This window comes from Herbaspirillum sp. GCM10030257 (assembly GCF_042666555.1).
Classification (GTDB): domain Bacteria; phylum Pseudomonadota; class Gammaproteobacteria; order Burkholderiales; family Burkholderiaceae_D; genus Noviherbaspirillum.
In genome coordinates this window covers 270,573-294,361 of sequence record NZ_JBHTDH010000005.1, presented here as the reverse complement: position 1 = coordinate 294,361, position 23,789 = coordinate 270,573, and the positions used below count along the sequence as shown (strand labels likewise).

General features: G+C 57.3%; 25 protein-coding genes. 7 read left to right on the top strand and 18 right to left on the bottom strand.

Features of this window, described 5'->3' with window-relative positions; all coding sequences use genetic code 11:
- Positions 1-28: 28 nt before the first annotated feature.
- The 9 genes from sugE to gcvA all read right to left on the bottom strand — a co-directional run bounded on the left by sugE (position 29) and on the right by gcvA (position 7,616).
- On the bottom strand, positions 29-343 hold the full coding sequence (sugE, locus tag ACFQUU_RS10280; protein WP_382246480.1) for a quaternary ammonium compound efflux SMR transporter SugE: 315 nt from the start codon (positions 341-343) through the stop codon (positions 29-31).
- Between the two features lie 188 nt (positions 344-531).
- Positions 532-1,323 (bottom strand): biofilm regulation diguanylate cyclase SiaD, encoded by a 792-nt coding sequence (gene siaD / locus ACFQUU_RS10275; RefSeq protein WP_382246477.1) that lies wholly within the window; start codon positions 1,321-1,323, stop codon positions 532-534.
- The gene (gene siaC / locus ACFQUU_RS10270) at positions 1,320-1,709 is read right to left on the bottom strand and encodes a biofilm regulation phosphoprotein SiaC (RefSeq protein WP_382246474.1); all 390 of its coding nucleotides are present in this window, start codon (positions 1,707-1,709) and stop codon (positions 1,320-1,322) included. The genes siaD and siaC overlap by 4 nt, the downstream gene beginning before the upstream one ends.
- A 21-nt stretch (positions 1,710-1,730) precedes the next feature.
- Entirely contained in the window at positions 1,731-2,270 is a 540-nt protein-coding gene (gene siaB, locus ACFQUU_RS10265; protein ID WP_382246471.1) for a biofilm regulation protein kinase SiaB, read from the bottom strand.
- 154 nt (positions 2,271-2,424) lie between these two features.
- The gene (siaA, locus tag ACFQUU_RS10260) at positions 2,425-4,425 is read right to left on the bottom strand and encodes a biofilm regulation protein phosphatase SiaA (RefSeq protein WP_382246468.1); all 2,001 of its coding nucleotides are present in this window, start codon (positions 4,423-4,425) and stop codon (positions 2,425-2,427) included.
- A 235-nt stretch (positions 4,426-4,660) separates the two neighbouring features.
- Positions 4,661-4,990, bottom strand: a complete 330-nt coding sequence (locus tag ACFQUU_RS10255; protein WP_382246465.1) for an AzlD domain-containing protein — start codon at positions 4,988-4,990, stop codon at positions 4,661-4,663.
- The gene (locus ACFQUU_RS10250) at positions 4,987-5,721 is read right to left on the bottom strand and encodes an AzlC family ABC transporter permease (protein ID WP_382246462.1); all 735 of its coding nucleotides are present in this window, start codon (positions 5,719-5,721) and stop codon (positions 4,987-4,989) included. Before ACFQUU_RS10250 ends, ACFQUU_RS10255 begins: the two co-directional genes overlap by 4 nt.
- 236 nt (positions 5,722-5,957) lie before the next feature.
- On the bottom strand, positions 5,958-6,602 hold the full coding sequence (locus ACFQUU_RS10245; RefSeq protein ID WP_382246459.1) for a pyridoxamine 5'-phosphate oxidase family protein: 645 nt from the start codon (positions 6,600-6,602) through the stop codon (positions 5,958-5,960).
- Between the two features lie 102 nt (positions 6,603-6,704).
- Positions 6,705-7,616 carry a transcriptional regulator GcvA gene (gene gcvA, locus ACFQUU_RS10240; RefSeq protein WP_382246456.1) on the bottom strand — a complete coding sequence of 304 codons (912 nt, stop codon included), beginning with the start codon at positions 7,614-7,616 and terminating at the stop codon, positions 6,705-6,707.
- A 243-nt stretch (positions 7,617-7,859) separates the two neighbouring features.
- On the opposite strand from gcvA, the gene ACFQUU_RS10235 reads away from it, so the two are divergent.
- A complete protein-coding gene (locus ACFQUU_RS10235; protein WP_382246453.1) occupies positions 7,860-8,735 on the top strand; it encodes a DMT family transporter in 876 nt (291 codons plus the stop codon).
- A gap of 88 nt (positions 8,736-8,823) precedes the next feature.
- Positions 8,824-9,306, top strand: a complete 483-nt coding sequence (locus ACFQUU_RS10230) for a L,D-transpeptidase family protein (protein WP_382246450.1) — start codon at positions 8,824-8,826, stop codon at positions 9,304-9,306.
- 552 nt (positions 9,307-9,858) lie between these two features.
- On the opposite strand, the gene ACFQUU_RS10225 is transcribed toward ACFQUU_RS10230, so the two are convergent.
- Together ACFQUU_RS10225 and ACFQUU_RS10220 are read right to left on the bottom strand one after the other, a co-directional pair.
- Positions 9,859-10,461, bottom strand: coding sequence for a hypothetical protein (locus ACFQUU_RS10225; RefSeq protein ID WP_382246447.1), 603 nt, complete (start codon positions 10,459-10,461; stop codon positions 9,859-9,861).
- A 115-nt stretch (positions 10,462-10,576) separates the two neighbouring features.
- Positions 10,577-11,467, bottom strand: coding sequence for a LysR family transcriptional regulator (locus ACFQUU_RS10220; protein WP_382246444.1), 891 nt, complete (start codon positions 11,465-11,467; stop codon positions 10,577-10,579).
- A gap of 221 nt (positions 11,468-11,688) precedes the next feature.
- On the opposite strand from ACFQUU_RS10220, the gene gstA reads away from it, so the two are divergent.
- Positions 11,689-12,306 (top strand): glutathione transferase GstA, encoded by a 618-nt coding sequence (gene gstA, locus ACFQUU_RS10215; protein WP_382246441.1) that lies wholly within the window; start codon positions 11,689-11,691, stop codon positions 12,304-12,306.
- A 97-nt stretch (positions 12,307-12,403) separates the two neighbouring features.
- Positions 12,404-13,075: a glutathione S-transferase family protein gene (locus tag ACFQUU_RS10210; RefSeq protein WP_382246438.1), complete on the top strand. Its 672-nt coding sequence runs from the start codon at positions 12,404-12,406 to the stop codon at positions 13,073-13,075.
- A gap of 7 nt (positions 13,076-13,082) precedes the next feature.
- Here ACFQUU_RS10210 and ACFQUU_RS10205 read toward each other — a convergent pair whose 3' ends face one another.
- From ACFQUU_RS10205 to ACFQUU_RS10180, 6 genes are all read right to left on the bottom strand, one after another.
- Entirely contained in the window at positions 13,083-13,694 is a 612-nt protein-coding gene (locus ACFQUU_RS10205; RefSeq protein ID WP_382246436.1) for a DNA-3-methyladenine glycosylase I, read from the bottom strand.
- A 32-nt stretch (positions 13,695-13,726) separates the two neighbouring features.
- Positions 13,727-14,674 (bottom strand): NAD(P)H-hydrate dehydratase, encoded by a 948-nt coding sequence (locus ACFQUU_RS10200; protein WP_382246433.1) that lies wholly within the window; start codon positions 14,672-14,674, stop codon positions 13,727-13,729.
- A gap of 10 nt (positions 14,675-14,684) precedes the next feature.
- Positions 14,685-15,455, bottom strand: a complete 771-nt coding sequence (locus ACFQUU_RS10195; RefSeq protein WP_382246431.1) for a histidine phosphatase family protein — start codon at positions 15,453-15,455, stop codon at positions 14,685-14,687.
- A 114-nt stretch (positions 15,456-15,569) separates the two neighbouring features.
- Positions 15,570-15,821: a hypothetical protein gene (locus ACFQUU_RS10190; protein ID WP_382246428.1), complete on the bottom strand. Its 252-nt coding sequence runs from the start codon at positions 15,819-15,821 to the stop codon at positions 15,570-15,572.
- Between the two features lie 312 nt (positions 15,822-16,133).
- Positions 16,134-17,384 carry an Hsp70 family protein gene (locus ACFQUU_RS10185; protein ID WP_382246425.1) on the bottom strand — a complete coding sequence of 417 codons (1,251 nt, stop codon included), beginning with the start codon at positions 17,382-17,384 and terminating at the stop codon, positions 16,134-16,136.
- Positions 17,385-17,428: 44 nt separating this feature from the next.
- On the bottom strand, positions 17,429-18,772 hold the full coding sequence (locus ACFQUU_RS10180) for a dienelactone hydrolase family protein (protein ID WP_382246422.1): 1,344 nt from the start codon (positions 18,770-18,772) through the stop codon (positions 17,429-17,431).
- A gap of 371 nt (positions 18,773-19,143) precedes the next feature.
- Between ACFQUU_RS10180 and ACFQUU_RS10175 the strand changes: the two genes are divergently transcribed.
- The gene (locus tag ACFQUU_RS10175) at positions 19,144-19,395 is read left to right on the top strand and encodes a DUF6139 family protein (RefSeq protein ID WP_382246419.1); all 252 of its coding nucleotides are present in this window, start codon (positions 19,144-19,146) and stop codon (positions 19,393-19,395) included.
- Between the two features lie 90 nt (positions 19,396-19,485).
- Here ACFQUU_RS10175 and ACFQUU_RS10170 read toward each other — a convergent pair whose 3' ends face one another.
- Positions 19,486-20,322: a DUF429 domain-containing protein gene (locus tag ACFQUU_RS10170; RefSeq protein ID WP_382246416.1), complete on the bottom strand. Its 837-nt coding sequence runs from the start codon at positions 20,320-20,322 to the stop codon at positions 19,486-19,488.
- Between the two features lie 189 nt (positions 20,323-20,511).
- On the opposite strand from ACFQUU_RS10170, the gene cls reads away from it, so the two are divergent.
- Both cls and ACFQUU_RS10160 read left to right on the top strand, forming a co-directional pair.
- On the top strand, positions 20,512-21,942 hold the full coding sequence (gene cls, locus ACFQUU_RS10165; RefSeq protein WP_382246413.1) for a cardiolipin synthase: 1,431 nt from the start codon (positions 20,512-20,514) through the stop codon (positions 21,940-21,942).
- A 528-nt stretch (positions 21,943-22,470) separates the two neighbouring features.
- Complete coding sequence (locus ACFQUU_RS10160; protein WP_382246410.1) at positions 22,471-23,700, top strand: PQQ-dependent sugar dehydrogenase; 1,230 nt, start codon at positions 22,471-22,473, stop codon at positions 23,698-23,700.
- Positions 23,701-23,789: the final 89 nt, after the last annotated feature.

The following is a 23,789-nucleotide window of genomic DNA, read 5'->3' as shown; positions in this document are numbered from 1 at the left end:
ACACAGCGAGGCTTTACACCAGACGACCTCAGTCAAAATACTTCAACCCGGCCACGCCACACAGAATTAGCAGCACGCAGGCGATTTTGGGGAACGAAGTCGATTCTCCTAGCAACACCATGCCTAGCACCGCCGTTCCCACCGTGCCAATTCCCGTCCACACCGCATACGAGGTGCCTGCCGGAAGGGTTTTCATGGCAATGCCCAGCAAGATCACGCTGAACACCATGGAGACGAGCGTCGCGACCGATGGCCACAGCTTGGTAAAGCCTTGCGTGTATTTAAGACCGATGGCCCAGCCGACTTCCATCAGGCCGGCGATTAAAAGAAGAGTCCAGGACATATTCCACCTTGTGAGTGCGCGTGGTCGTCCACAATAAAAAACCGCGAATGGGGTCGTCCCCGCTGCGGCAACATCGTATTGATGAAATTTGAAAGTCATTTCGGGTGTGCGGTGAACAGCTTATCCATCCCGATGGAATGGGGCCGGTTCAATGCAGACCTCAAGTGTACCTGATCGACGGCGATCTTTCAGGTGGCAACTTCGTAGCGGTTGCGGCCGCCGCGCTTGGCTTCGAACAACGCGGCATCGGCACGCTTGATGGTGTCGGACACGCTTTCGCCGTTACGGCGCTCGGCAATACCGAAGCTTGCAGATAATTCTAGGGAAATATCGCCGGCCACCAGATTCAGCCCGGCAATCGCATTGCGTACACGCTCGACCACCACGACCGCTTCGGTTGCACCGATCTCGGGCATGATCACCATGAATTCTTCGCCGCCCCAGCGCCCGCAGATATCGTAATCGCGTATGCCTGACTCGATTGCCCTGGCAATCTCGATCAGCGCCTTGTCGCCGGCTTCGTGGCCGTGGGCATCATTGACCGCCTTGAAACGGTCGACATCGAGCAAGGCGAGCGTGATTGGCCGTTCCATGCGTTCGGCGCGCGCCATCTCGATTTTGACTCTGTCCATCAGCATGCGCCGGTTACCGATGCCGGTGAGCGCATCGCGGGTAGAGGCTTCCTTGAGCGCCTCGTTGAGGTCGCGCATCATGGACTGGTAACGGTCAGAAATGCGCGCAATCTTTTCCAGCTGGCGCAATTGCTTGTGATAGCGGTCGGTCACCGACAGTTTTTCGGCGATGCTTACGCTCTGATAGCGATCCGAGATGCGGGTGATGCGATCGATCTGGCGCAACAGGCCGCGAAACTCTGTGTACAACTCATCCAGCGCAAAGCGCAGGGGATTGTCCTGGTATTCAGGATCCGCAAGCAGCTTCTCGACGCGCAGCTCGATATGCTCTTCGTCGCGCACACTCATCCTACCTGGCTAGTGATATCGAAAGGGAAACTGCAATCTTCCTTGAATTCTTCGGCCAGTTCCGCCACCCTTTCGTTCTGTTCGTCATAAAACCAGTTGACGGCGACTTCGCGTCCGGACTGATGCGCATCTTCCAGCAGGTCGAAGATGTCCATCATGGCCTTGACGCTACTGGTGTTGAGGTACAGCAGCGTCAGGTTCAGCGTCAGTTTGTGCTGGTTGTGCTCAGCTTCGGCAAAGTATTGCTCGATCCAGGCCATCACCGGTGAAAACAGCTCAAACGAATTTTCCGGGTAAGAGTCGCCCCGCATCTCGACCGTGCCGAGTGTGGCGTCGGCAATGATGGCGGGCGTCGACGAGGTGCCGGCAATGTTCAGGTTATCCATTTATCGATCCTTCCAGTTCGGTTACATCACGACGCGGATGCTGAAAAACGCGCGTCCATCGTCCAGCGTCTTCAGCGAGCAAGCCAGCGGTTCACTGGCCTTGCGCGCCAGGTCGATCAGGCCCAGACCGGCGCCGCTGCAACTGCCTTCTTCGCGCGGTATGCGCAATTGCTCTTTGTATTGTGCCTTCAATGCCGCCTTGTCGAGCGCTGCCAGGGCCGCCACGCGTTCAGTCAGGTCGGCGCCATCGTCGCAATCGACGACATTTCCCGCGGACACCACATAGCGGCCTTCCGGGTCGCGTGCGATGACTATGGTTGCTGCCGCGTCGGAGTCCGCCCAGCCCTTGCGGAATGCATAGTGGCGAATGTTCTGCGTCATCTCGATATAGGCGCCGAACACATCCATCGACGACGACGCGGTGGCATGCTCGCGCTCCATGTAATTGCGCAGGGCATGGCCGATTTCTTCGATCAGGCTCTTGGTAAGCGGACCGTTAAAGCACAGCATGATGCGCTGCTGGTTATACGTCTGCTGTAGTGCGAAAAGATCAATCAGCATGGTTTCCCCAATAAAAACCGGATGTCTGGATTGCTTCCGGATGATGATGTCGCCGCTGCGTTGGTGTGTTCGTATGCATTTGATGTCGATAATACTTTTGATTTTTTCGTCGTTTGTCAGAATGCACTGCACATCCTGTTGTATCCGTTTTCTGTCATGGCGATGGGCCGAAGCGGAAGCAGAGCATCGTAATGTCATCGCGCTGTGCGTGGCTTCCCTGATACGCCGCCAGGGTAGACGCAAACGCCTCCCCCTGTTGCAGCAGAGGCTGGTTGGCATGCCGGCGCAACATGTCGATGAAGCGTGCATTGCCAAAACCAAAACCTTTATCACCGCCGGCCTGGTCAAGGAAACCATCCGTGGTCAGGTAAAAAGTACGTGATGGCAGCAGTTCGAGCGTCTCGTTCGTGTATTCGCCGGGATGGCGATCTCCCAGCGAACGGCGGCTACCCTTGAGTGTCTCGACCGCCTGGCCATCGCTCCAGTAGAGTGCAATCTTTGCACCGGCGAAGGTCAGTCGCTGCGCACCGTACTCAATATAGACCAGACCGGCATCCATCATGGTCGCGATATCCCGTTGCCCGTTTTCGGTATGCAGCATGGTGCGCATGACATGGTCGGTGCATGCCAGGATCCCGGCGGGATTGGCGGCGCCTGCTTCATCAATCGCCTGGTCGATCGCGGCCCGTGCCAGCATGGTCATGAATGCCCCGGGCACCCCGTGGCCCGCGCAATCGACGACACCGAGCAGGCAGCCGCCTTCGACTTCGCGATAAACATAAAAGTCGCCGCCGACGACATCTCGCGGCCGCCACAGGACAAAGTGGTTGTCGCCGAGGGCGCCGGCGAGTTGACGGTCGGGCAAGATCGCGCGCTGGATCAGGCTGGCATACGAAATCGAATCGCTGATTTTCTTGTGTGCGACGCTCATTTCACGATTCGCATCGACCAGTTCGCGGGTGCGTTCGCGCACGGTGTCTTCCAGTTCACCGGTATGGCGACGCACCTTGCCAGCCATCGCGCCGAAGGCTGTGGTCAGTTCGCCGATCTCATCATTGGTCGCCGCCGGCAAGGCCAGGGAATAGTTACCGGCGGCCATTTCCCGTGCGGATTGCGTCAGTTTGACCAGCGGCTTCAACACCAGGCGGTTTAGCGCAAATACAAAACCCATCATTGCCACGGCAAGCAGGATGACTACCACGGCCGCAATCAGTTTGAGTACATTGGTATCGAGCACATCGGCGGCGGCGAGGTCGACCGCGGTCAGCACATGCCAATTGAGTTCCGGGATATAGGCGACGGCGATGAGTTGCTTTTTGCCGTGCAGGCTGGCTTCAAAGATTTCGGCACTGCCTGGCTGCCTGACCGCGGCATCCAGCGCGGCGCGTGCTGCTTCCGCATCACCAGCTTCAGGCAGCAGCCCGAACAGTGATTTGTCGGCCGCAGCAGCAGTGGTGCCAGAATTAAAGGCAATGTGGCGGCTGTCCGGATGCGCCTGGATCGCGCCATTGACGTCGACGATCAGCGGCGTGACGCCGCGCTCGGTCGTGCCGATGAAGTCGCGGACAAAGGTTGTCAGGTCAAGACCGGTACCGCACAGACCGATCTTGCGCTCACCATCAAGCACCAGCGCGTTGAACCAGATTTTAGTGAGTCCGAGTTTGGGATCCGGATCGACATTGATATTGAATGCCGCCCCGAATTTCATCGTGTTGAAGAACCAGGCATCGCTGGGGTCGCTGGACTGGGCGGTATACCGCGGCATGGTGGCATTAGGCGATGCCTGGTCACTAAAATAGTAATGACTGGACAGGTTTGATGCGATGAAATACGACTTGTCGGCAAAGTCTGCGCGAAAGCTTTCCGCTTCCCGCAGCGCCCGGTTCTTTTTTTCAGGATTGTTTTCATCCAGCAGCCACAGCCGAATTGCTTCCGAGCGAGCGAGGCGCAGCGACAGCGCAAGCTCGCGCGTGACCGGCGCGAGAATGCGCTCGCGATTGAGCAAGGTGAAATTACGGGTGAATGCCGTGCCGAGATGGGAGCGAACCGATTCATACGCCTGCCAACCGGCGATGCCGGCCAACAGCAGGACGAGAACGCAGGTAGCGAACAGCGCCAGCACGGATTTGCCGCGAAGCCCGAGCGCAGGTCCCATGCTTTCCCCCGTCAAAATGATGAATACGGGAAATTCTGACAGCCATTCTGCTGCCCTGCAATGTTAATCCGGCAAATTGGATCGCCATATTCTCCGGAGCTTGCCCGAACTTGTCATGCTGCTATCAGCACGCTGATTCCTTCCACTGACAAGATATGACGACTTCTTGTCACTGCGGCGCAGATGGGCAATAAGGCAAGTCAGCAGCCAGGCTGCCTTGTTTTAAAGCAGAATCTTAATTATTGCCGAGCATGCCGAATTGCCAGCCAAAGAAAATCACCAGCGCAATCACAATAGTCAGCAGTTGCCGGCGCGTTGCCGCGCAGATGAGGACGGCGGCAATTGCGGCCACCAATTGCGGATTGCGCCAGGTGAATTCCAGTCCCTCGCCATGCGGCGCCAGTACCATGGGTACGATGATGGCGGTCAGCACCGTGACCGGCACAAAGCCTAGCGCCTGCTGTAGCCACGCCGGAAAGACGACCCGTCCGCCGAGTGCAAAGATGGTGGCCTTGATGGCCACCGTGATTACCGCCATACCGAGGATCATCCAGGTTGCATTCATGCAGCCTCCTTGCTGTCGCAGGTATTTACCGAACGCGCCTGCCAGCGCAGCAGCGTCATGCCTACCGCAACGCCAATCAGCACCGCTGACATCAATCCCAGCTTATAGGGCAAATGTCGCAGAAGGAAAGCAAAACCGCCCGCCGCGACTGCCGCCGCAAAGTGCGGAAGACGGGTCAGTTGCGGCACGATGATGGCAATGAAAGTTGCCACCATGGCGAAGTCGAGGCCGAGCGTCTGCAGTTGTGGAAATACCGCACCAAACAGTAAGCCGACTGCGGTCCACACTTGCCAGTTGACATACATCGACAGGCAGGAACCGAGAAAATACCAATGCCCGAGCGGAGCGTTCGGATGCTGTCGGTAATACCCGTTCATCACGGCAAATGTCTCATCCGTGAGAAAAAAGCCAAGTGCCCAACGCCAGCGTGCGGGCAAGTGCGCAACATACGGAAGCAGCGTGGCCGCATAGAGCATATGGCGCAGATTGACGATAAAGGTGGTCAACCAGATGATCAGCATGCCAGTATGGCTGGCCGCCAGGCCGGCGGCGATGAACTGGCTGGAACCGGCATAGACGCTGAGGGACATAAGCTGGCCTTGCCAGGCGGCCAGCGGTCCGGCTGTGATGAGCGTGCCGAAGATGATGCCGAACGGCGCGGCACCAACCAGCATCGGAAGAGTGTCACGGGCGCCGGCGGCAAAACTGGTCAAACGGGTCGGATGCGACATCGGAAATCCTTTCAGCCCGGCATGATAGTACGGCCTTGCCCGGGATGCTTGTACATTTTTGCGGTTAAGGCAGGCCTCATATTGGTGCGCGGAGAAACGGGTCGATTTGGTGTGCAGGACAAGGTCGGGATGCAAGGGTTGCGGTGCAAGGAAGAGTGCTCGCCACAGAAGCAATCAGCAACACTGCCTCGCGCGTCAAGGCGGTTCCGCAGTGGTGCAATTTTAATGAAATCCGTTTAGTACAAGGTGGCGCCTATACGTCCTGGCAACTCGCGGTCGTATGCCTGGCCATCGATGCGTGCGGCAGTAAGCGCTTCGAGGATCCTGCCTGGACTGGGCACAGCATCCGGCTTGATATGGCGGGCTGGATTCCACAGGTCTGAACGCACAATCGCCCGTGAACACTGGAAAAACACGGTATCGACATGAATCACGAGCGCCAGCTTCGGTACTTTGCCATCGACCGCATGCCGCGCCAGCAGGGCCGGATCGGCATTGATGCGCGCCCGCCCATTCACACGCAAGGTATGCCCGATGCCGGGGATCAGGAACAATAGGGCGACCTGCGGATTGACGATCAGGTTGCGCAGGCTGTCGACACGGTTGTTACCGCGACGCTCGGGCAGCACCAGGGTCTTTTCGTCGAGCACCTCGATAAAACCCGGCGCATCGCCGCGCGGCGAACAATCCACGCCGTCGGGTCCGAACGTCGCGAGCGCAACAAAGGGCGATGCCTCGATCAGTGCACGGTAATTGGCATCGATGTGACCAATTTCCTTGGCACGCGAAGCCTCGCCCACACTATCGAACAGCGCCTGCAGGGCCTGCGTGTCGACGATGTCAAAACGACTGTCCGGTTGCGACGAGGATGGTGTGGTCATGGATGCTCCTTTTGCATGGGTCAATTGTTGCACTGTGTATGTCTGCGCGGCTTGCTTGTCGAACCTGCCTATGGCACTCGCGACCTTGCTTGGGCGACGCGCCTACGCGGCGAGTCCCAATGTGCGTACCTCGCGCTGCATGAAACCCGCGGCTTCGGCATGCAGCCATTGCGCAAATGCGGCGAGATGTGGCGGCATCCCGCGACCTTCTGCGCTTACCAGGTAATACGCAAACGGCGCAGGCGCGATCAGATCGAACACCGGCACCAGTCTGCCGGCGGCGATATCGGCCGATACCAGCGCACTGCGGCCGATGGCAATGCCCTGCCCGGCGATTGCTGCTCCCAGCATCAGATTACTGTCGCTGTAGGTCGCGCCATGAACAAACTCCGCGAAATCGATTCCTGCGTGCTTGCACCATGCATGCCATTCCATGTGACAGTCGTCGGTCAATATGCGATAGCGTTTGAGACTATTGATGCTTCGCGGCAGACGGCCCTGGTTAAAATCGGGGCTGCACACGGGGAACAGCCATTCTTCCATCAGCTTTTCCGCCTTGCATCCCTTCCACGATCCGCGACCATAGCGGATCGCGATGTCGGCCTCCGCCCGCACCAGATCCTTGAGATCGGCCGATGCCTGGATATGCACGGCGACGTCGGGTTGCAGTTTCTGGAATCTGCCAAGACGCGGCAGTAGCCAGCGGTTGGCAATAGACTGCAGTGTGGTGATGGTGACCGCGGGCGAACGGTTAAGCACGCCGATTTCATTTACCGCATCGCCAAGCTGTTGCAGTGCCGGCTGGATACGTTTGAGCAATAGCGCACCTTCCCGGGTCAGCAGCATCTGCCGTCCCTGCCGGCAAAACAAAGAAACGCCAAGCGCATTTTCGAGTGCACGCATCTGCTGGCTCACCGCGCTATGGGTGACGTGGAGTTCGCCGGCAGCTTGTGAATAGTTCAGGTGGCGGGCGGCGGCTTCAAACATATGCAAGGCTTGGAGAGGTGGGCGCATTGCTTGTTGTTAGTTTTTCTAACAGTTGATGTCAATAAATGTCGTTAGCAGTTCGGCACGGCGGGCTCTACAATTGTCGTACTTTACTGCATTTCCGATCAATGTTGTAAGGCCGGCGGAAGCAGGTAATGGAGGCCATTCACAACGGATTTACAGCGGATGTGCAGCCGGTATACCGCCACTCCACAATCGATTAATCCAACCCATTATTCCGGAAAGCCCATCCCGATGTCCACTGCAAACATGTTGAGGCTGCTCCTCTTAGGCGCGATCTGGGGAACCAGCTTCATGCTGATGCGCATTGCGTCCCCGGTGCTGGGGCCTTTGCTGACCACGTTCATCCGCGCCCTGCTCGGTGGTGTGGCGTTATATGCGTTTGCACGGTCGCGCGGCATCGAATTCGGCTGGCGAAAAAATGCACGCACCTACCTGGTCATCGGCTTGTTCAATACCGCGATTCCCTTTGCGTTGTTTGCCTGGTCGGCGTTATACATTCCCTCGGCATATATGGCGACCATGAATTCGCTGGCGCCTATCTTTACCGGCGTCTTTGGCTTCCTGCTGCTGTCTGAAAAGATGACGCCATCACGAATGGCGGCCTGTTTCCTCGGCCTGTTCGGCGTTGCTGTGCTGGTGCGTGTCGGTCCGACCGAAGTGACGCTCAGCACGGTATTCGGTGTGCTGGCCGGCATGGGCGCCGCAGTCTGCTATGGCTATGCCGCTACCTATACCCGCATGAAGGCATCCGGCCTGCCATCGCTGGCGACCGCGACCGGCAGCCAGGCGACCTCGTCGCTGGTCCTGCTGCCATTTGCCTTGCCGGGCATGCCGCACGCCGCCGTCAGCATGACCTGGACCGTCGCGATATCCGTCATCTTTCTGGGAGTGATCTGTACTGGATTGGCCTATGCGCTGTTCTTCCATCTGATTTCTACCGAAGGCGCAAGCAAGGCGATCACTGTGACCTTCCTGGTACCGGCAACCGCGTCGATCTGGGCATGGCTGTTCCTGGGTGAACCGGTAACCATGGGTACCGTCGCGGGCATTGCCATCGTGTTGTGTGCAACGGCATTGGCATTGGGCGTGTTCGGCAAATGGCGCAACCTGCTGCGTGCATAAGCAATCAGGCACCACCACCTGCTGCGTTCTTGTGCATGAAGGGCAGCGGCTGCTATTGTAGCTGCTGCCCAGTTCATTCCGACGAGCCATGCCGCGCATCCTGATCAGTATTCCGGAACAAAGCCTCGAACTTTTCGACGATGACGGCAGCAGCTTGCGCCGCTACACGGTATCCACCGCCGCGAAAGGCACGGGTGAACAACAAGGCAGCAACTGCACACCGCGCGGCCTGCATGTCGTACGTGCCAGAATCGGAGGTGGACACCCTGCCGGCACCGTCTTTGTTGGCCGGCGTCCTACTGGCGAAATCCATTCTGCGGAAATGGCAGAGGCACATCCAGGAAGCGACTGGATCCTGTCACGCATACTCTGGCTCTCGGGTTGCGAGCCAGGATTGAACCGGCTTGGCGCGGTGGATACCATGCGCCGTTACATCTACATCCACGGTTGTGCCGATACCGCGCCCATGGGTGTCCCGGCTTCCATTGGCTGCATACGCATGCGCAACGCCGACATCATTGAGTTGTTCGAGCTTGTCCCGGTAGGTACCAGGGTCGAGATCTGCAATTGAAGGATCGTTTGACTGAGTGACGGAGAGAAGCGCGGAAAGAATCGTGGAAAGATGAGCAGCGCAACGCTTCGCGAGCCACGCCATGTTCTTGCTTACACGTCTTTCTGGTAGGAATAGTGAACAGCGCAGAAAAATTCGGAAAGGCTGAAAAAGCTATGCAGTCAATATGACAAAGCAGATGGCTTCGTCATGAAAAAGGGAGTGGAGACTGGTGGTCTCCACCCCAAAACCCCAGGAGACACTGAGGAGAGACTGCATTAGCCATACGTTCCCAGGGAGGAAAACGTACGTCATATGCTGATTACCCTTATGTGACGGGATCCGCCGTCACATACTGCAATGTAGCAGTCCTCAGGCCGGATAAAATCTTGAAAGTTTGCTGGTCTTTCTAAGAAGATTCAGTGCCGATTTTAGGTGCCAGCGAGCTTCATATACGTGATGGAGCCCGTCCTGTAAGGGGCGCAGCAGCCCAACGGCCGGTACATCACGTGGCTAAAATGGCGTCCCGAAAATTGAGACCGGGACGCAAAAATATGACCGCAGACGTAGTCGTCAACGATTGCCTTCGGCGGCCGGCGGTGTACCCGGCTCCTGTCCGACACCTGGCATCGGCAGGGGGTTCTGCAGCGCCTTTTTCCTGGCTTCCGCTTCTGCTTCCATCGTGAAGACCGAGGAGCACGCGGCCTTGAGTTCCTGTTCGAACATTGGCGCAAACAGGGTTTTCTTTTTGGACTTGCTCAGACGGGCGGACGGAGGCAGCAGGTAGTCGCCGCTCGGCGCTTCCTGCCTGAGCCATTGCAAGCTGGCGCCAGTCTTTTTGATCTCGGCGCGAACACGTATCGGCGCACGGCCGCTGATCGCAATCACGTTCGCCACATCCTCCGTGATCTCGCCATTGATCGACGGCGCTGCTCCTTCATCGGTACGCTCCGCGCCGGCGGTCGAAAAGGAATGCACGCCGCACAAGCGCTTGCCCTGCTGATGCAGTTCCAGCACAAAACTGGAGCACTGCCCGAAGTCCCGCTGTACGCCCGGCGGACAGATGGTTCCTACCCAGGCACCGCTGAAATCGGCGCTGTCGGCAGCCACAATCGGACTTTGCACAGCGAGCGCCAACATTGTTAACAGCGTCAACGGCGTCAACGAACGGGTCATGGCGGAACTCTCGGGGAAATGGACGTGATAACAGGTTTACCAGAATCGGCGCAAGCCTTGCTTGAAGTTGCGCAACGCCGGTCGGGATGCCGTTCTGCGCACATCAAACTATCCATCACAGGGACAGATTGGCTTTCAGATACTCGAATAGCAGCTTGACCCGGTGCAGATGACGCACATCCGGATGGGCCAGCATCCAGAGATCGGTTTCCAGCTCGGCGAGCGGACCATCGACCATGCCGACCTGAGGATTGTCTTTCAGCAAAAACAATGGCGCGACGCCCGCGCCCATCCCCCAGACTACGCTGCCGGCTACCGACAGCACGCTATTGCATCGGAAGCGCGGTACGACGCGCGGCAACCGCTGTCGCCGCCATTTCTGCGACGGGTGTTCCGCCAGCGACTCGTCCAGGGCTATCCATTCCATCTCCTCCAGCGTCGGCGCCTGTTCGAAGCGCTGCAGGTAAGTTTTGGCGACAAACACCGCCGACTGCAGCGTGCCCAGCTTGCTCCCGACCAGATATTCGGGCGGCTTGCGAGTGGCGCGGATAGCGACATCGGCATCGCGCTGACTGAGGTTGGCGATGGCATTGCTGACAATGAGTTCCAGATCGATTTTCGGATAGGCGCTGGTGAACCCGGACAGCACCGGCAACAGCAATCCATTGAGGATGGTGTCGGTAGTCGTGATGCGCAGCACCCCGGAAGGTTCGCTGCTGCTCTTGAAGGCCGCCACACGCGCTTCCTGCAATTGCGATTCGATGCGTTCGGCATAGCCGGCGAGTTCGCGCCCGAGTTCGGTTGGCAGGTAGCCCTGCCGACCGCGTTCGAACAGCAACTCGCCAAGGTCCTTTTCCAGCCGCTTGATGGCGCGGAAGACGGTCGATGTGTCGACCTTCATGCGTTCCGCCGCGCCTCCAAGCGTGCGGCCACGTACCAGTGCGAGCAACAGTTCCAGATCCGTCAGTGAAAGGTTCGATTGCATTTTTGCATAGGGAGATTTCATGAATGCCTATTTTCATTGGATTGACGCAAACGTACATTAGCACCACATCAACCCGATGTGAAAGGAGTTTCACGATGATCGGTCAAACGCCCCTGATTGCCCTGTCGGTGGTGCATGCCCTGCTGGATGACGGCGCATTTGGATTGGAGTCCGCCAACACTGCCCTGCCCGTTCGTTTGAAAACCGCCTGATTGATTTAACCCACCCTGAAAGGAAGTACCATGAAACTCTATTACAACCCCGGCGTCTGCTCGCTGGCACCACATATCGCATTGCGTGAAGCGGGTATGGCGTTCACTCTGGAAAAGGTCGATCCGGCCACCGGGCGTACCGAACACGGTACGGATTTCCTGAGCATCAATCCCAATGCCTACGTACCTGCACTGGAAATCGCGCCCGGCCTCATCCTGACCGAGGGACCGGCCATCCTGCAATACATCGCCGACCAGGCGCCGGTCGCCAAGCTCGCGCCCGCCAACGGCACAATGGAACGCTACCAGCTGCAGTCCTGGCTGAACTTCATCACCTCCGAAATCCACAAGGCGTTTTCTCCGTTGTTCAAACCTGGCATGCCGGCGGAAGCGAAGACCGCATTCAAGGAGCAACTGGCAACACGCTTTGACCATGTCGAGCGGCGCCTGACAAAACACGACTATCTGCTCGATAGCGGCTTTTCCGTGGCTGACGCCTACCTGTTCGTTACCACCGGATGGTCTGGTTTCGTCGGTATAGACCTGCAGCGCTGGCCGGCCATCGTGGCATTCCGCAAACGTATCGAGGCCAGGCCATCGGTACAGGCGGCGATGATGGCGGAAGGCTTGCTGAAGGCTGCTGCGTAGCAGTCATCGTATCGGCAGTTGATGCCGACGTCGTGCGGTATGGCGTAACAACGGCATCGACCTGCCTCATCGGATTCTTTTCAAGAAGGCTCTATACATGAACACTCAGACACCCGTTCTTGTCAGTCACAAGCTCTGCCCCTATGTGCAGCGGGCAGTGATCGCGCTAAAGGAAAAGCAGGCGCCCTATGAACGCATTGATATCGATCTCGCGGCAAAGCCGGCATGGTTTCTCGCCTTGTCACCATTGGGAAAAACACCGGTACTGCGCGTCGGCAGCGAGGCGATCTTCGAATCCGCTGTCATCTGCGAATACCTTGACGATACGATGGCTCCGATGTTGCATCCATCCGATGCCTTGCAGCGCGCCAAACACCGTGCATGGATCGAGTTCGCCTCGGCGACGCTCAACACGATCTGGAGCTTCTACACGGCAAAGGACGTGCTCACCTATCAAAGCAGCGCCAGCGCGCTGGCGGAACGGTTCAGGCAGATTGAGAACGTGCTCGACGACGGCCCTTATTTTGCCGGTGCCGCATTCAGCCTGGTGGATGCGGCATTCGGTCCGGCGTTTCGTTATTTCGATGTCTTCGACCGCGTCAGTGGCATAGACTTTTTTACTGCAACGCCGAAGGTCCGCGCATGGCGGCAGGCACTTGCCGCGCGGCCTTCCGTGCGTGAAGCCGTATCAGATGATTATCCCGTCCTGCTAAGAGACTTCGTGATACGGCAAGGCAGCATCATCGGCGAACGCCTGCAGGCTGAGTAATACGGTTTTACTTGCGGGCCGGCTTGCAGTCCGGATGCCTGAAACAGGTCAGCGCATGGTCGTTCACCATGCCAGTCGCCTGCATGTAAGCGTAGATGATGGTGGAACCGACGAATTTGAAACCCCGCTTCGCCAAGTCCTTCGAGATGCGGTCGGACAAGGACGTTTTTGCAGGCGTATCGCCCTTGCCGACCCAGTGATTAACGATCGGTTTGCCATCGACATACGCCCACAGGAAAGGCACGAGGCCGCCCACTTCGTCGCGTAGTCGCAGATAGGCCTGCGCGTTGGTAATCGCCGCCGCGACCTTCAGGCGATTGCGAATGATGCCGGGATTGGCGAGCAGTTCGGCCACCTTGGCATCGTCGTAGCGGGCGATCTTTTCCGGATCCCATTGATCGAAGGCGATCCGATAGTTATCGCGCTTGTTCAATACCGTTTCCCAGCTTAAGCCGGCTTGCGCACCTTCGAGATTAAGCATCTCGAACAACCGCAATTCGTCATGGCACGGCGTGCCCCACTCGTCGTCATGATAGGCAAGATAGCGCGGATTGGCGGGATTGGCCCAGAAGCAGCGGGTAATCTTGGTGTCGGCAGGGGCTGCGATAGTGGTGATCACGGAAGTCGGTCATGATGGAAGACCTCCCGATTTTACCCGTGTGGCCGCAAGGCGTGCATCAGTGCCGGCACTTCCGATGATAGCTCGCCTGCAAGGTAGCCAATCGGCCCATGGCGCTGCGCAAGCCGTTCGCCGGCACGCGCATGCAAGGCGACGCCCCAGACGCAGGCCTGTTCCAGCGGCGCTCCCCGCGCCGCAAGGCCGGCGATGATGCCTGCCAGCGTATCGCCGGAGCCGGAAGTCGCCAGGCCGACGTTGCCGCCGTCGTGCTGCCAGATCCTGCCATCGGGTGCCGCTAAAAAGGTCGTTGCTCCCTTGAGGGCGACAAAGGCATTCCAGCGCCGTGCCGACTGGCGCGCAATTTCAATCGGATTATCGACAACGGCTTGCTTGTCGACTGCCGCCAGGTGCGCCATTTCACCGGCATGCGGAGTGAGCAGCACCGGCGAACGGAAACTCGACACGTATTTCTGCTGCGCATGGTGACTGGCATCGACGGCCTGCAATTGGCGGCGCACCACGTTCATGGCGCTAGCATCAAGCACGACCTGGGTGTCCGCCAATCGTGGCAGCAGCGAAAGGATGAAGGCGCAGGTCGCCGGTTCGTCCTGCATGCCAGGGCCGATCAGTACTGATCCGCAACGCGGCACAATGTTATTGAGCGTCTCGACCGCTGTGGCCGCGATGCCGCCCGCACTGGTTTCCGGCAAGGCAATGACGCGTGACTCCGGAATCGCAAGCGCAACCAGCGGCGCAATGCTGCTGCCGGTTGCAATGGTAAGTTTTCCCGCACCGGCACGCAGCGCCGCAGTCGCGGCCAGGATCACCGCACCCGGCATCTCGCGCGATCCCGCGATGACAAGCACCCGTCCGCGTTCTTCCTTGTCGCCTTCCACTGAAGGCATGGGAAGCGGCCAGCCGCGCAGAAAGTCGTCATCGACGCGCACGATGTCGCCGACCTGGTTTTGCTGATCGTTCATGGATGCTCCCTCAGGACTTCGGCGCCGCGGGCACGTCCGGCTCGCTGGTGATCGGTGCGCCGGCTTCACGCAGCGGGGCGACGAAGCTGATCAATTGCGGTACCAGCTTGCCATTCTTGCCGCGCGTCGGATCGAATTCATAGGAGGTCACCGAGCAGTTCGGCACATCGGCAACCCGATCGATTTCAAGGATCTGGCGCTCGTCCATGCGTTCCAGCAGATAGCGAAAGCAGTTGACGATCACCTGGTGGCCGACAATCAGCACGCGCTCCTTGCGATATTCACGCGAGATCATGTCGAGTACGCTGCGCAGGCGCAGTATGACGTCGCACCAGCTTTCGCCACCGGGTGGACGGAAATAGAATTTGCCGACATGGGTGCGCTGCTCATGCAGCTCGGGATATTTCTGGATGATACCGAACTTGGTCAGCCGGTCCAGGATGCCGAATTCCTTTTCGCGCAGGCGTTCATCAGCAACGAAGGTAATGTCATCCCGATCGATCCCCGCTGCGCGTACCGCGATCTCGGCGGTACTGCGCGCACGCGCATAGGACGAGCTCAACACGACATTGGGCCGCTGCTCTGCCGGCATTTCCCCAAACCACTGCCCCAGGGCATTAGCCTGCTGTTCACCCAGTTGTGATAGCGGCACATCGATATCGCGTTCGGCGATGTCGATCAGAGGCAGGCCGGCTTCCTCCGCTGCATCGCGTGCGACGTTGCCGGCACTCTGGCCGTGTCTTACTATCCATATCGTTTGCGGCCATTTTTGTTCAGGCATGTTGCATTCCTTTCTGTGAAATGAATGACAACACCGCAGACCTGAAGTTTCCCCTGCCAGTCCACTGCCTGCACTGTACCGGCAACAAGCGATGCAATGCTGATCAATGCAGACTTACTTGACGTTGTATCTGATGCGTATCCAGCGTGCCAGGACAATGATCAACGCGATACCGGCCAGATCGGCCAGTGCCCCCGGTTGTGTTACTTCGAAACCGACGAGACCCTTGAGACCGGTAACGATCATCCACGCACTGAGTGCCGACAGGATCGTGCCCGCGGCAGAACCGGAATAATTCTTTGCAAACACACTTAGTAGATTGGACTTTTTGCTGTGCGATGCGAGTTCCCTGTTTTGCTCATCCATTTGATACTCCCCGTCATGATTTCCTATGAGCATTTCATGATAGGTTGAAGCACCAAAAATGTGGTGAGCTAATTGCTCAGTTCCCGCACCGTTTTTTGTAACTGTGGCCGTAGTGGTACTTAGAGCGGATCACATATTAGTGTACTGTCGCCTCGCCCCGCCTTGACGCGCATGGCAGCGTTGCTTGTCGCTTGTGTGGCTCGCCACACGGCGCTTCGCGTGCCTTGCCCTGCACGCCAAAACGAGCCGCTTCTCCGCACACCAATATGAAATTCGCTCTAATAGAGAGATTGCACACAATACGGACTACGCTTATCCGAACTTTCTCACTGCATCGAGTGCAAGCCCTGCACCAATGCTGCCGAACAGGTCACCTTCGACGCGTCGCGCAGCCGGAAGAAGCGCAGAGATTTTCTGGCGCAACAACTGCACGCCGCTGGATCCGCCTGTGAAGAAAATCGTATCGATATCGTCGGCCTGTACCCCGGCATCGCGCAGCAAACCGTCGACAGTGCTGGCCACACTGTCGACCAAGTGACTGATAGCGTGATCGAAGCTGGCGCGATCGACCTGTAACTGCAGCGCGGCGTCCAGTCGGTCCAGCGCCAGTTCGGTACGTTCGGCACTGGACAAGGCGATCTTTCCTTCTTCCATCTTCAATGCCAGCCAATGGCCGTCGCGTTGCTCGATCAGTTTCAGCAGGCGTCCCAGCTTGTCGCGTTCACGGGCATCGCGGTAGACGTCTTGCAATTCTCGCCACACCTTTTGCGTATAGGCGAAATTGATCGTGTGCCAGGTCGCGAGATTGAAGTAATAGCTGGACGGTACTTCATTGTTGTTCAGCAGTCGTGTGCCGAGTCCAAGCAGCGGCATCGCGCAGGACAGGTTGAGATATTTGTCGAAGTCGGTGCCGCCGACATGCACACCGGCCGTGGCCAGAATGTCATCACGCCGCTCGGTTTTTCGCGCACTTTCCGGCGATAGACGCACCAGCGAAAAGTCGGAAGTGCCGCCGCCGATATCAACGATCAGTACCAGTTCTTCACCCGCAATGCCGGACTCATAATCGAAGGCTGCGGCGATCGGCTCGTACTGGAAAGCAATGTCAGTAAAGCCGACGCTGCGGGCGATGTCGAGCAACGTGTTTTCGGCCAGCTTGTCGGCGGCCGCATCATCATCGACAAAGTGTACCGGCCGTCCAAACACCGCCTGGCTGAAGCTGCGATCAGCCGAGTGTTCGGCGCGCCGTTTCAGTTCACGCAGGAATTGCGCAAGCAGTTCGCGAAACGACAAGGCCCGCCCCTGCACTTCGGTCTGCCCATCGATCAGGCTGGTGCCCAGCAGACTCTTGAGGGAACGCATGAGGCGGCCTTCATGGCCGGCAAGATAATCGGTCAGCGCCGCGCGCCCGAAGCTGACCAGATTGTCATCCGCGTTAAAAAAGACTACCGAGGGAAGCGTCGGTTTATTGTCTTCCAGTGTCAGCAGCGCGGACTGGCCAGGTCGGTGGAAACCGACGGTGGAATTGGATGTGCCGAAATCGACACCGCAGGCATTGCTCATGGTCAGCTTTGTTTCATAAAAAGGCCGACCATGATACGCGTGAATCAGGGACCTGTAACAGCAGCGCTTGTTGCGGCAGTTGGTGCCGTGGAAACTGCAGGCTCGGCAATCGGCAATGACACCGATGCAGCTGTGTTAGGCGCCGTTACGGCTGGTGCAGCGGCCGGTGCCGCGGCCATGGCCGTACCATTCGAGTTGATCGCCGGATCATCAGACCACACCACCTGGTTGTCGACCGCATACAGGCGGCAAGGGACGCTACTGTTTTTCTGGCAATCGTCCATTGCCTGCTGCACCGGATCGTCGCCATCTTCCGCCCAGCTCCATGCACCCGTCGGCGATACCGCGAATGCGCGTGGCGTCGACTTGCTCAGGAAGACGCGATACTGCTCACGCGCATTGCCACGCAGGTAGGGAATGGCGTCGATGTTGTCGATCTCCGCGTACTGTACCTTCGGTACCTTGATTTCATCGTTGATTGCATAGACCGGATCGGTCGGCATGCCGAGTTCCTTCAGGAATTTCTCGGTTTCCGGCCACCAGATCTTTACGCCATCACGGCTGCCGCTCATACCATGCGCATCGCGCTTGAACGCGCCATAGGCAACCAGTTTCGCATGGCCACCGGCCTGTACATAGGCGTGATACATACGCGATGCCAGGTCCGGACCGAAATGGTGGTCGTTCTGACCATAGAACCACAGACTGGGCAAGGTCGTCCTGGCGCCATAAGTGGCAAACGCCTGCACCAGCGAGTCTTGCCAGTGGCAATCACCGCCGTGCATCTTCAGGCCACCCGCGAAATTGATCAGGCCTTTGACACCCACTGTCTCACGAGTACCGAAAGCGAGCGCAGTCAGACCACCATACGATTGGCCTGCGACAATAATGCGGTCCTTGTCGGCCCAGGCTTGCGTGCGCAGATATTCCAGCGTGCTTTGCAAGTCATCAGCCTGCATCTGGCCATGCGCGGTCATGTTGCAGCCGGGATCGACATACTCACCGGTCGACCTGGAAAAGCCTTTACGCATCGGAATGACCACCGCATAACCGCGCTTGACGAATTCGCGGCTAATGACGATGAAGCGATCGCGATTCTGGTTACGCGGATTGCCGAGCGCCTTGCCGTGGTTCATGATCACCAGCGGAAAAGGACCGTTACCCGACGGCTTGAAAACAGTGGTCTCGAGTTCGACGCTGCCTGCGCCGGAACCTGCGGGCACCATGACGATTTGTTCATTGAGCGCGGCGTCGAGCGTGACTGCACGCGCCGGCGGAGAGAAGGAGAAGCTGCTTGCGAAAGCGACTGCCGCGAAGGCGATGGAGCAAACGGCAGAAAATATCCTGCGTTTCCTTACGTCGCGCTTCTGTAAGAGTAAGTGTGACATATACCCGATCCACGTCGAACTGCAAAATCTCGGCTCGTCGTGCGAACCACCGAATTGCGCCTCGCCTTCTCTTGACGCGACGCAATGTTGCCCATTCTAAAGAGCAGCTTTCCGGTGTTCAATATTCGTTTATGCAACTCTGAAACATTTATTTACGAATGCTTGTTCGGGTGGCAAGCATTCACTGCGTAAACTTGTGAAGGGGATAAGCAAAAGAAGACAAAAAACAACTGCGGAGAGGGATAACGAGGAAATACGCACACATACTGTGTGGAAAGGAAGATGTAACAAAGTGTTTTTGCTGGTTGGGCGCAACCTTTTATCGCGTCCCAATGTCAATAGCAGACACCTGTTCTTATAAGGATGTCACCATGAAAGTTGATGTGTACAAACGCCCTGAATCGGAAGGCAAATATTCTTATCTCGCCGTCCCGGAGGGTCGCCCGATTCCCGAGGAAGCCACCAACATTGACTGGGAAACTGCCGACAACAATGTCGACCTTGACCATGACAATCAACCCCTGCATGGCATGTCCGCTGAAGATGCATTTCAGCAGATCAGCGCCAAAGGCTACGCAATTTCCAGCGTCAGCAACAAGATAAGGATTGGCCCGAACGTTTGATACCGTCCGACCCATAACGGGCCAGAACTGGTACAGGCCATCTGCCTGCTATTTTTATCGCCGGTCCATTTGCGCGACTGGCAATTTCCTTCAGAGCAAACCGTCGTGTACCGCGCCAGCGGTCCATCCCTCGACCGGATCGATCTGAAGCGGCAAACCAAAATGCGGTCGCTGTGCCGCCCAAGCCGCCGCAACGGCGCACAGCACCGCATCCAGCCAATCCGCTGTCCCATCTTCCAGCAATTGCGTGCGCATGGCTCTTTTGATGCGCAGTGTGATTCCCATCGGATGCCTGCCCTTTTCCAGGGCCTCCAGGATGGCTGCTCGCGTAGCGCGTCGCTCTGGTGTCTGCTTCGCCCGTTCATCGCTCTTGTAGGAAGCGCGTGTCACCAGGCGCGCAACCAGCCCCGGATAGCCTTCCAGCGCAATCCGCTGCGGATCGCCCTGATGCAGCCCGACCACCGTCACGCCGGCATCGAGCAGGCGGCGCGTGCCTTCATGAAACATATAGGCGACCGGCGGATTCACCCATTTCATTGATGGACTTGAACCGGCAGGCCCGTCGGTGACGCGATGTGCGAATTTATTGCCTACCGGGCGCGCATCGCAGAAAGCCTTGAAGGTGGCGCGCAGTTCCGCACGGTCGATGGTTGCGCAATGCCGCACCAGTTCAGCCCATCGTAGCGGCCAGCCGAGATGTTCTACCAGCTCCCGCGACAAACCGAATGGAAAGTCGAAAGCCCCAATCCAGGGACCGGGTTGCGCCAACCAGGCTTCGTATGAGGCCCAGTCTGGATGAGGTGCGATGCGGTCGATCCGCAGCACGTTCCCCTCAACTTCGCCATGGGCTACGGTGATGGGCTTTGCGCGACGTGGCGCTGAAGTGAAGTCAATTCCGACGATATGCATGACATGGAGTGTATCCATTCTGCAGCTTGTTTGATTTATTGCGGAATTATCAGATGGAAAATGAGTTCCAATGAAAGAAATGTTTATGTGAGTACAACGGATGTCGATTGCGTTGACGCTGTCATCGATCGACGACTCATGGCGTGTCGACACGCCGCCCGGTGAATAATCGGTGAATAATATTCAATAACAACAAGAGAGTGTTGGATGCGGAGCGCACTTGCAATGTCATGGAATGTGCCGGCATGTCTCGCCAGGTTAGGGCTCGTACTGTTGTTCGCCATTGCCAGCGGCTGTGCGAGCTTGCCAGATGTTCGCTACCTGAGCAACCGTGACCTTGTCAAAAAATCCGATCCAATCATCGTCACCACCAAAGGTGCGCTATCAGACGGCAAGACACAGAATCTGCTCGATGGTATTGCCGCAAAGGCAGGCGACACCGATATTCTCTCCAAGCATATTGCCGTCGAGCAGGCAATCAGCGGCCAGCCCCTGGTCGCCGGCAACAAGGTCACGCTGCTTGACGACGGACCCGCGACAATCCGGGCGATGACTGCGACGATAAAAAATGCACGCGACCATATCAATCTCGAAACCTATATCTTTGAAGCCGACGAGATTGGCCAGAAGCTGGCGGACTTGCTGATCGCGAAGCGGGCGGCCGGCGTGCGCGTCAACCTGATCTACGACAGTGTCGGTGCATTGGATACGCCGCGCGAATTTTTCGAGCGCATGCGCAACTCCGGCATCAACGTGCTGGAATTCAATCCGGTCAATCCGCTCAACGCCAAGGGTAACTGGGATATCAACCAGCGCGATCATCGCAAGCTGCTGGTAGTCGATGGGCGTATCGCCTTTACCGGCGGGGTCAACATCAGCAAGGTGTATGGCAAGAGCTCCTTCCTCGCGAGCCGCCGCAGCCAACCGCAACCGAAGAATGCCAAGGAAGCGGCATGGCGTGATACGCATATGCAAATTGAAGGCCCTGTCGTCGCCGAATTCCAGAAGCTCTTCCTCGGCACCTGGCAGCGCCAGACTGGCAAGACCTTACCCGAGGCCCAGTATTTTCCAGTGTTGAAAGCGGTTGGAAATTCACTGGTGCGCGCCATTGGCAGCACCCCTGATAATGACGACTTTGCCGTCTATAAGACTTATATTTCGGCTCTCACCCATGCCGACAAATTCGCGCATATCACCACTGCCTACTTCGTGCCCGACCAGCAAATAGTGCAAGCGATGGTCGATGCGGCGAAGCGCGGCGTCGACGTACGCATCATTTTCCCCAGCTTTACCGACGTCGGCATGATCCTGTACGCGGGACGCTCCTATTACGATGAATTGCTGGCTGCGGGCATCAAGGTGTATGAACGCAAGGATGCGATGCTGCACGCAAAAACTGCCGTGATCGACGGTGTCTGGTCAACCATAGGCTCCACCAATCTCGATATCCGCAGCTTTCTGCATAACGACGAACTTAATGCGGTCGTCCTGAGCGCCGAATTTGCCGACCGCATGGAAAATCTCTTTCAGCGTGATCTGCGAGAATCCGAAGAAGTGACGGTGGAAGCATGGAGCAAGCGCGGACTCCGTGATCGCATGCGTGAATGGGCGGTACGCATCTTTCAGTACTGGCTGTAAAGCGTTAATTCCACCATGGCAGCGATAACGGCATGTGAAGAATTTAGCGCATGCTTTTAGCACTTTTAATGAAATGCCTTCAGCTTGCGTACGGAACCGTCGCCGAACGTGCCCCTTGTATGTATCTCATCTTCTGCCACTTCCAGCTAAAGCAGAGTTAGCGGAAATCCCAATCTCGGTCTTTGCATAAAATTCGTGCAATGTAGTTTCCATCTGGCATTGAACGAAATAAATAATTGCACACTTTTTCTTTAGAAAATCTCAACGTTGAACCAAATTATCAATCTCGTATCCATAGTGACAACAGAAACAATTCGAACAGGTTGATAAGTAATGAACGTTTTGATCGATAAGAAAGCGCGCAGTAAGTTTCTGCACGGAGTATCTCTCATCTTGTGCAGCGCTTTATTAGTGGGATGTGGTGGTGGCGGTGGAGATGGCGTTAGCCCCGCTATTAGTGCAAATAATGGCGCAACATCCGCCATGCAAGCTGGCGCAGCGCCTGTATCCGTAGCATCGACAGCCTCCGTGATTCAAGCACTTCAGGTGCCGCCAGCATTGGCGCAGCCACCATTCGACCAGCCAAGAAACCTGCTGGTACCGCCCGGCTTCGGGATTCGGGTATGGGCACGTGTGACGAAAGCACGTTTCATGGCTGTCGCACCGAACGGCGACGTCCTGGTTTCGGTACCAAGTGCCGGCAAGATCGTATTGCTGCGCAACCGTCCGAACGATATCCCGCAACAGTTCGACTTCGCCGGCGACATGCGCAATCCGCACGACATGGTGTTCCATCAGATCGGTGATATTACTTACCTATACGTCGCAGAGTCGAACCGCATTACGCGCTCGGTGTACCGCGCCGGCGATGTCGCCACCTCGGCACGCGAAATCATCATCGACAACCTGCCGGACAATTCGACGCCAGAACTGCGGGGCAGCTACGGGCATGAACTGAAAAATATTGCACTGTCGCCAGACCACAGGTTATTCGTATCGATCGCCTCGACCTGCAACGCCTGCGTTGAGGACACGAACAGCGATCCGGTACGAGGCGCAATCTATGAGTATTCGGCTGATGGAAAGAATCCGCGGCTGTTCGCCCGCGGTCTGCGCAATGCCGAAGGCCTGGACTTCCTCCCAGGCACCACAACACTCTGGGTAACGGTGAATAACCGCGATGAAGTGCGTGTACCGATCGATGCGGACGTTGACGGTGATGGCCAGAATGACCGCGGCAAGCTTATCCCTTCTTTTGTGGATGACAATCCGCCGGAGTTGTTTACGTCATTGCGCGACGGCGGCAACTATGGCTGGCCATATTGCAATTCGACCCCGAGCCCGAGCATGAGCACGCTCGACCTGATGCCGGATTATGAACTGAATCGTGACAACAGTGTCATCAATTGCTCCGGCGTTGACCGGGTTGCGAAGGGCCTGCGCGCCCATTCGGCACCTTTGGGCTTCAGTTTCCTGCAGGCGAGTAACGTACCGGTCGCTTATCGCTCTGGCGCGGCAGTCGCGCAGCATGGCTGCTGGAATTGCACCAGTTTGCGCGCCGGCTACAAGGTATCGTATTTTCCATTCGATGCGACTGGCAATGCAGGTTCCGAAATGGATCTGGTCACCGGCTTCGTCACCCATCCCGATGAGCGTATTCTCTGGGGCCGACCGGTTGATGTCGTGCCCGACATTAACGGTAACCTGCTGATCTCGGACGACTACGCAGACGCAATTTACCAGCTCTATCCTCTGTAAATCGCTACTTATCGTGCCAGCCCCGCTCATCGGGGCGGTGCATCCCTTACAAGCCGGTGTTTCCACAAACATCATGAAACGTAACGAAA

Bases quoted from the DNA above. Each gene is read 5' to 3' on its own strand.
- sugE (WP_382246480.1), bottom strand. From the start codon at position 343: ATGTCCTGGACTCTTCTTTTAATCGCCGGCCTGATGGAAGTCGGCTGG.
- siaD (WP_382246477.1), bottom strand. From the start codon at position 1,323: ATGAGTGTGCGCGACGAAGAGCATATCGAGCTGCGCGTCGAGAAGCTG.
- siaC (WP_382246474.1), bottom strand. From the start codon at position 1,709: ATGGATAACCTGAACATTGCCGGCACCTCGTCGACGCCCGCCATCATT.
- siaB (WP_382246471.1), bottom strand. From the start codon at position 2,270: ATGCTGATTGATCTTTTCGCACTACAGCAGACGTATAACCAGCAGCGC.
- siaA (WP_382246468.1), bottom strand. From the start codon at position 4,425: ATGGGACCTGCGCTCGGGCTTCGCGGCAAATCCGTGCTGGCGCTGTTC.
- ACFQUU_RS10255 (WP_382246465.1), bottom strand. From the start codon at position 4,990: ATGAATGCAACCTGGATGATCCTCGGTATGGCGGTAATCACGGTGGCC.
- ACFQUU_RS10250 (WP_382246462.1), bottom strand. From the start codon at position 5,721: ATGTCGCATCCGACCCGTTTGACCAGTTTTGCCGCCGGCGCCCGTGAC.
- ACFQUU_RS10245 (WP_382246459.1), bottom strand. From the start codon at position 6,602: ATGACCACACCATCCTCGTCGCAACCGGACAGTCGTTTTGACATCGTC.
- gcvA (WP_382246456.1), bottom strand. From the start codon at position 7,616: ATGCGCCCACCTCTCCAAGCCTTGCATATGTTTGAAGCCGCCGCCCGC.
- ACFQUU_RS10235 (WP_382246453.1), top strand. From the start codon at position 7,860: ATGTTGAGGCTGCTCCTCTTAGGCGCGATCTGGGGAACCAGCTTCATG.
- ACFQUU_RS10230 (WP_382246450.1), top strand. From the start codon at position 8,824: ATGCCGCGCATCCTGATCAGTATTCCGGAACAAAGCCTCGAACTTTTC.
- ACFQUU_RS10225 (WP_382246447.1), bottom strand. From the start codon at position 10,461: ATGACCCGTTCGTTGACGCCGTTGACGCTGTTAACAATGTTGGCGCTC.
- ACFQUU_RS10220 (WP_382246444.1), bottom strand. From the start codon at position 11,467: ATGAAATCTCCCTATGCAAAAATGCAATCGAACCTTTCACTGACGGAT.
- gstA (WP_382246441.1), top strand. From the start codon at position 11,689: ATGAAACTCTATTACAACCCCGGCGTCTGCTCGCTGGCACCACATATC.
- ACFQUU_RS10210 (WP_382246438.1), top strand. From the start codon at position 12,404: ATGAACACTCAGACACCCGTTCTTGTCAGTCACAAGCTCTGCCCCTAT.
- ACFQUU_RS10200 (WP_382246433.1), bottom strand. From the start codon at position 14,674: ATGAACGATCAGCAAAACCAGGTCGGCGACATCGTGCGCGTCGATGAC.
- ACFQUU_RS10195 (WP_382246431.1), bottom strand. From the start codon at position 15,455: ATGCCTGAACAAAAATGGCCGCAAACGATATGGATAGTAAGACACGGC.
- ACFQUU_RS10190 (WP_382246428.1), bottom strand. From the start codon at position 15,821: ATGGATGAGCAAAACAGGGAACTCGCATCGCACAGCAAAAAGTCCAAT.
- ACFQUU_RS10185 (WP_382246425.1), bottom strand. From the start codon at position 17,384: ATGAGCAATGCCTGCGGTGTCGATTTCGGCACATCCAATTCCACCGTC.
- ACFQUU_RS10180 (WP_382246422.1), bottom strand. From the start codon at position 18,772: ATGTCACACTTACTCTTACAGAAGCGCGACGTAAGGAAACGCAGGATA.
- ACFQUU_RS10175 (WP_382246419.1), top strand. From the start codon at position 19,144: ATGAAAGTTGATGTGTACAAACGCCCTGAATCGGAAGGCAAATATTCT.
- ACFQUU_RS10170 (WP_382246416.1), bottom strand. From the start codon at position 20,322: ATGGATACACTCCATGTCATGCATATCGTCGGAATTGACTTCACTTCA.
- cls (WP_382246413.1), top strand. From the start codon at position 20,512: ATGCGGAGCGCACTTGCAATGTCATGGAATGTGCCGGCATGTCTCGCC.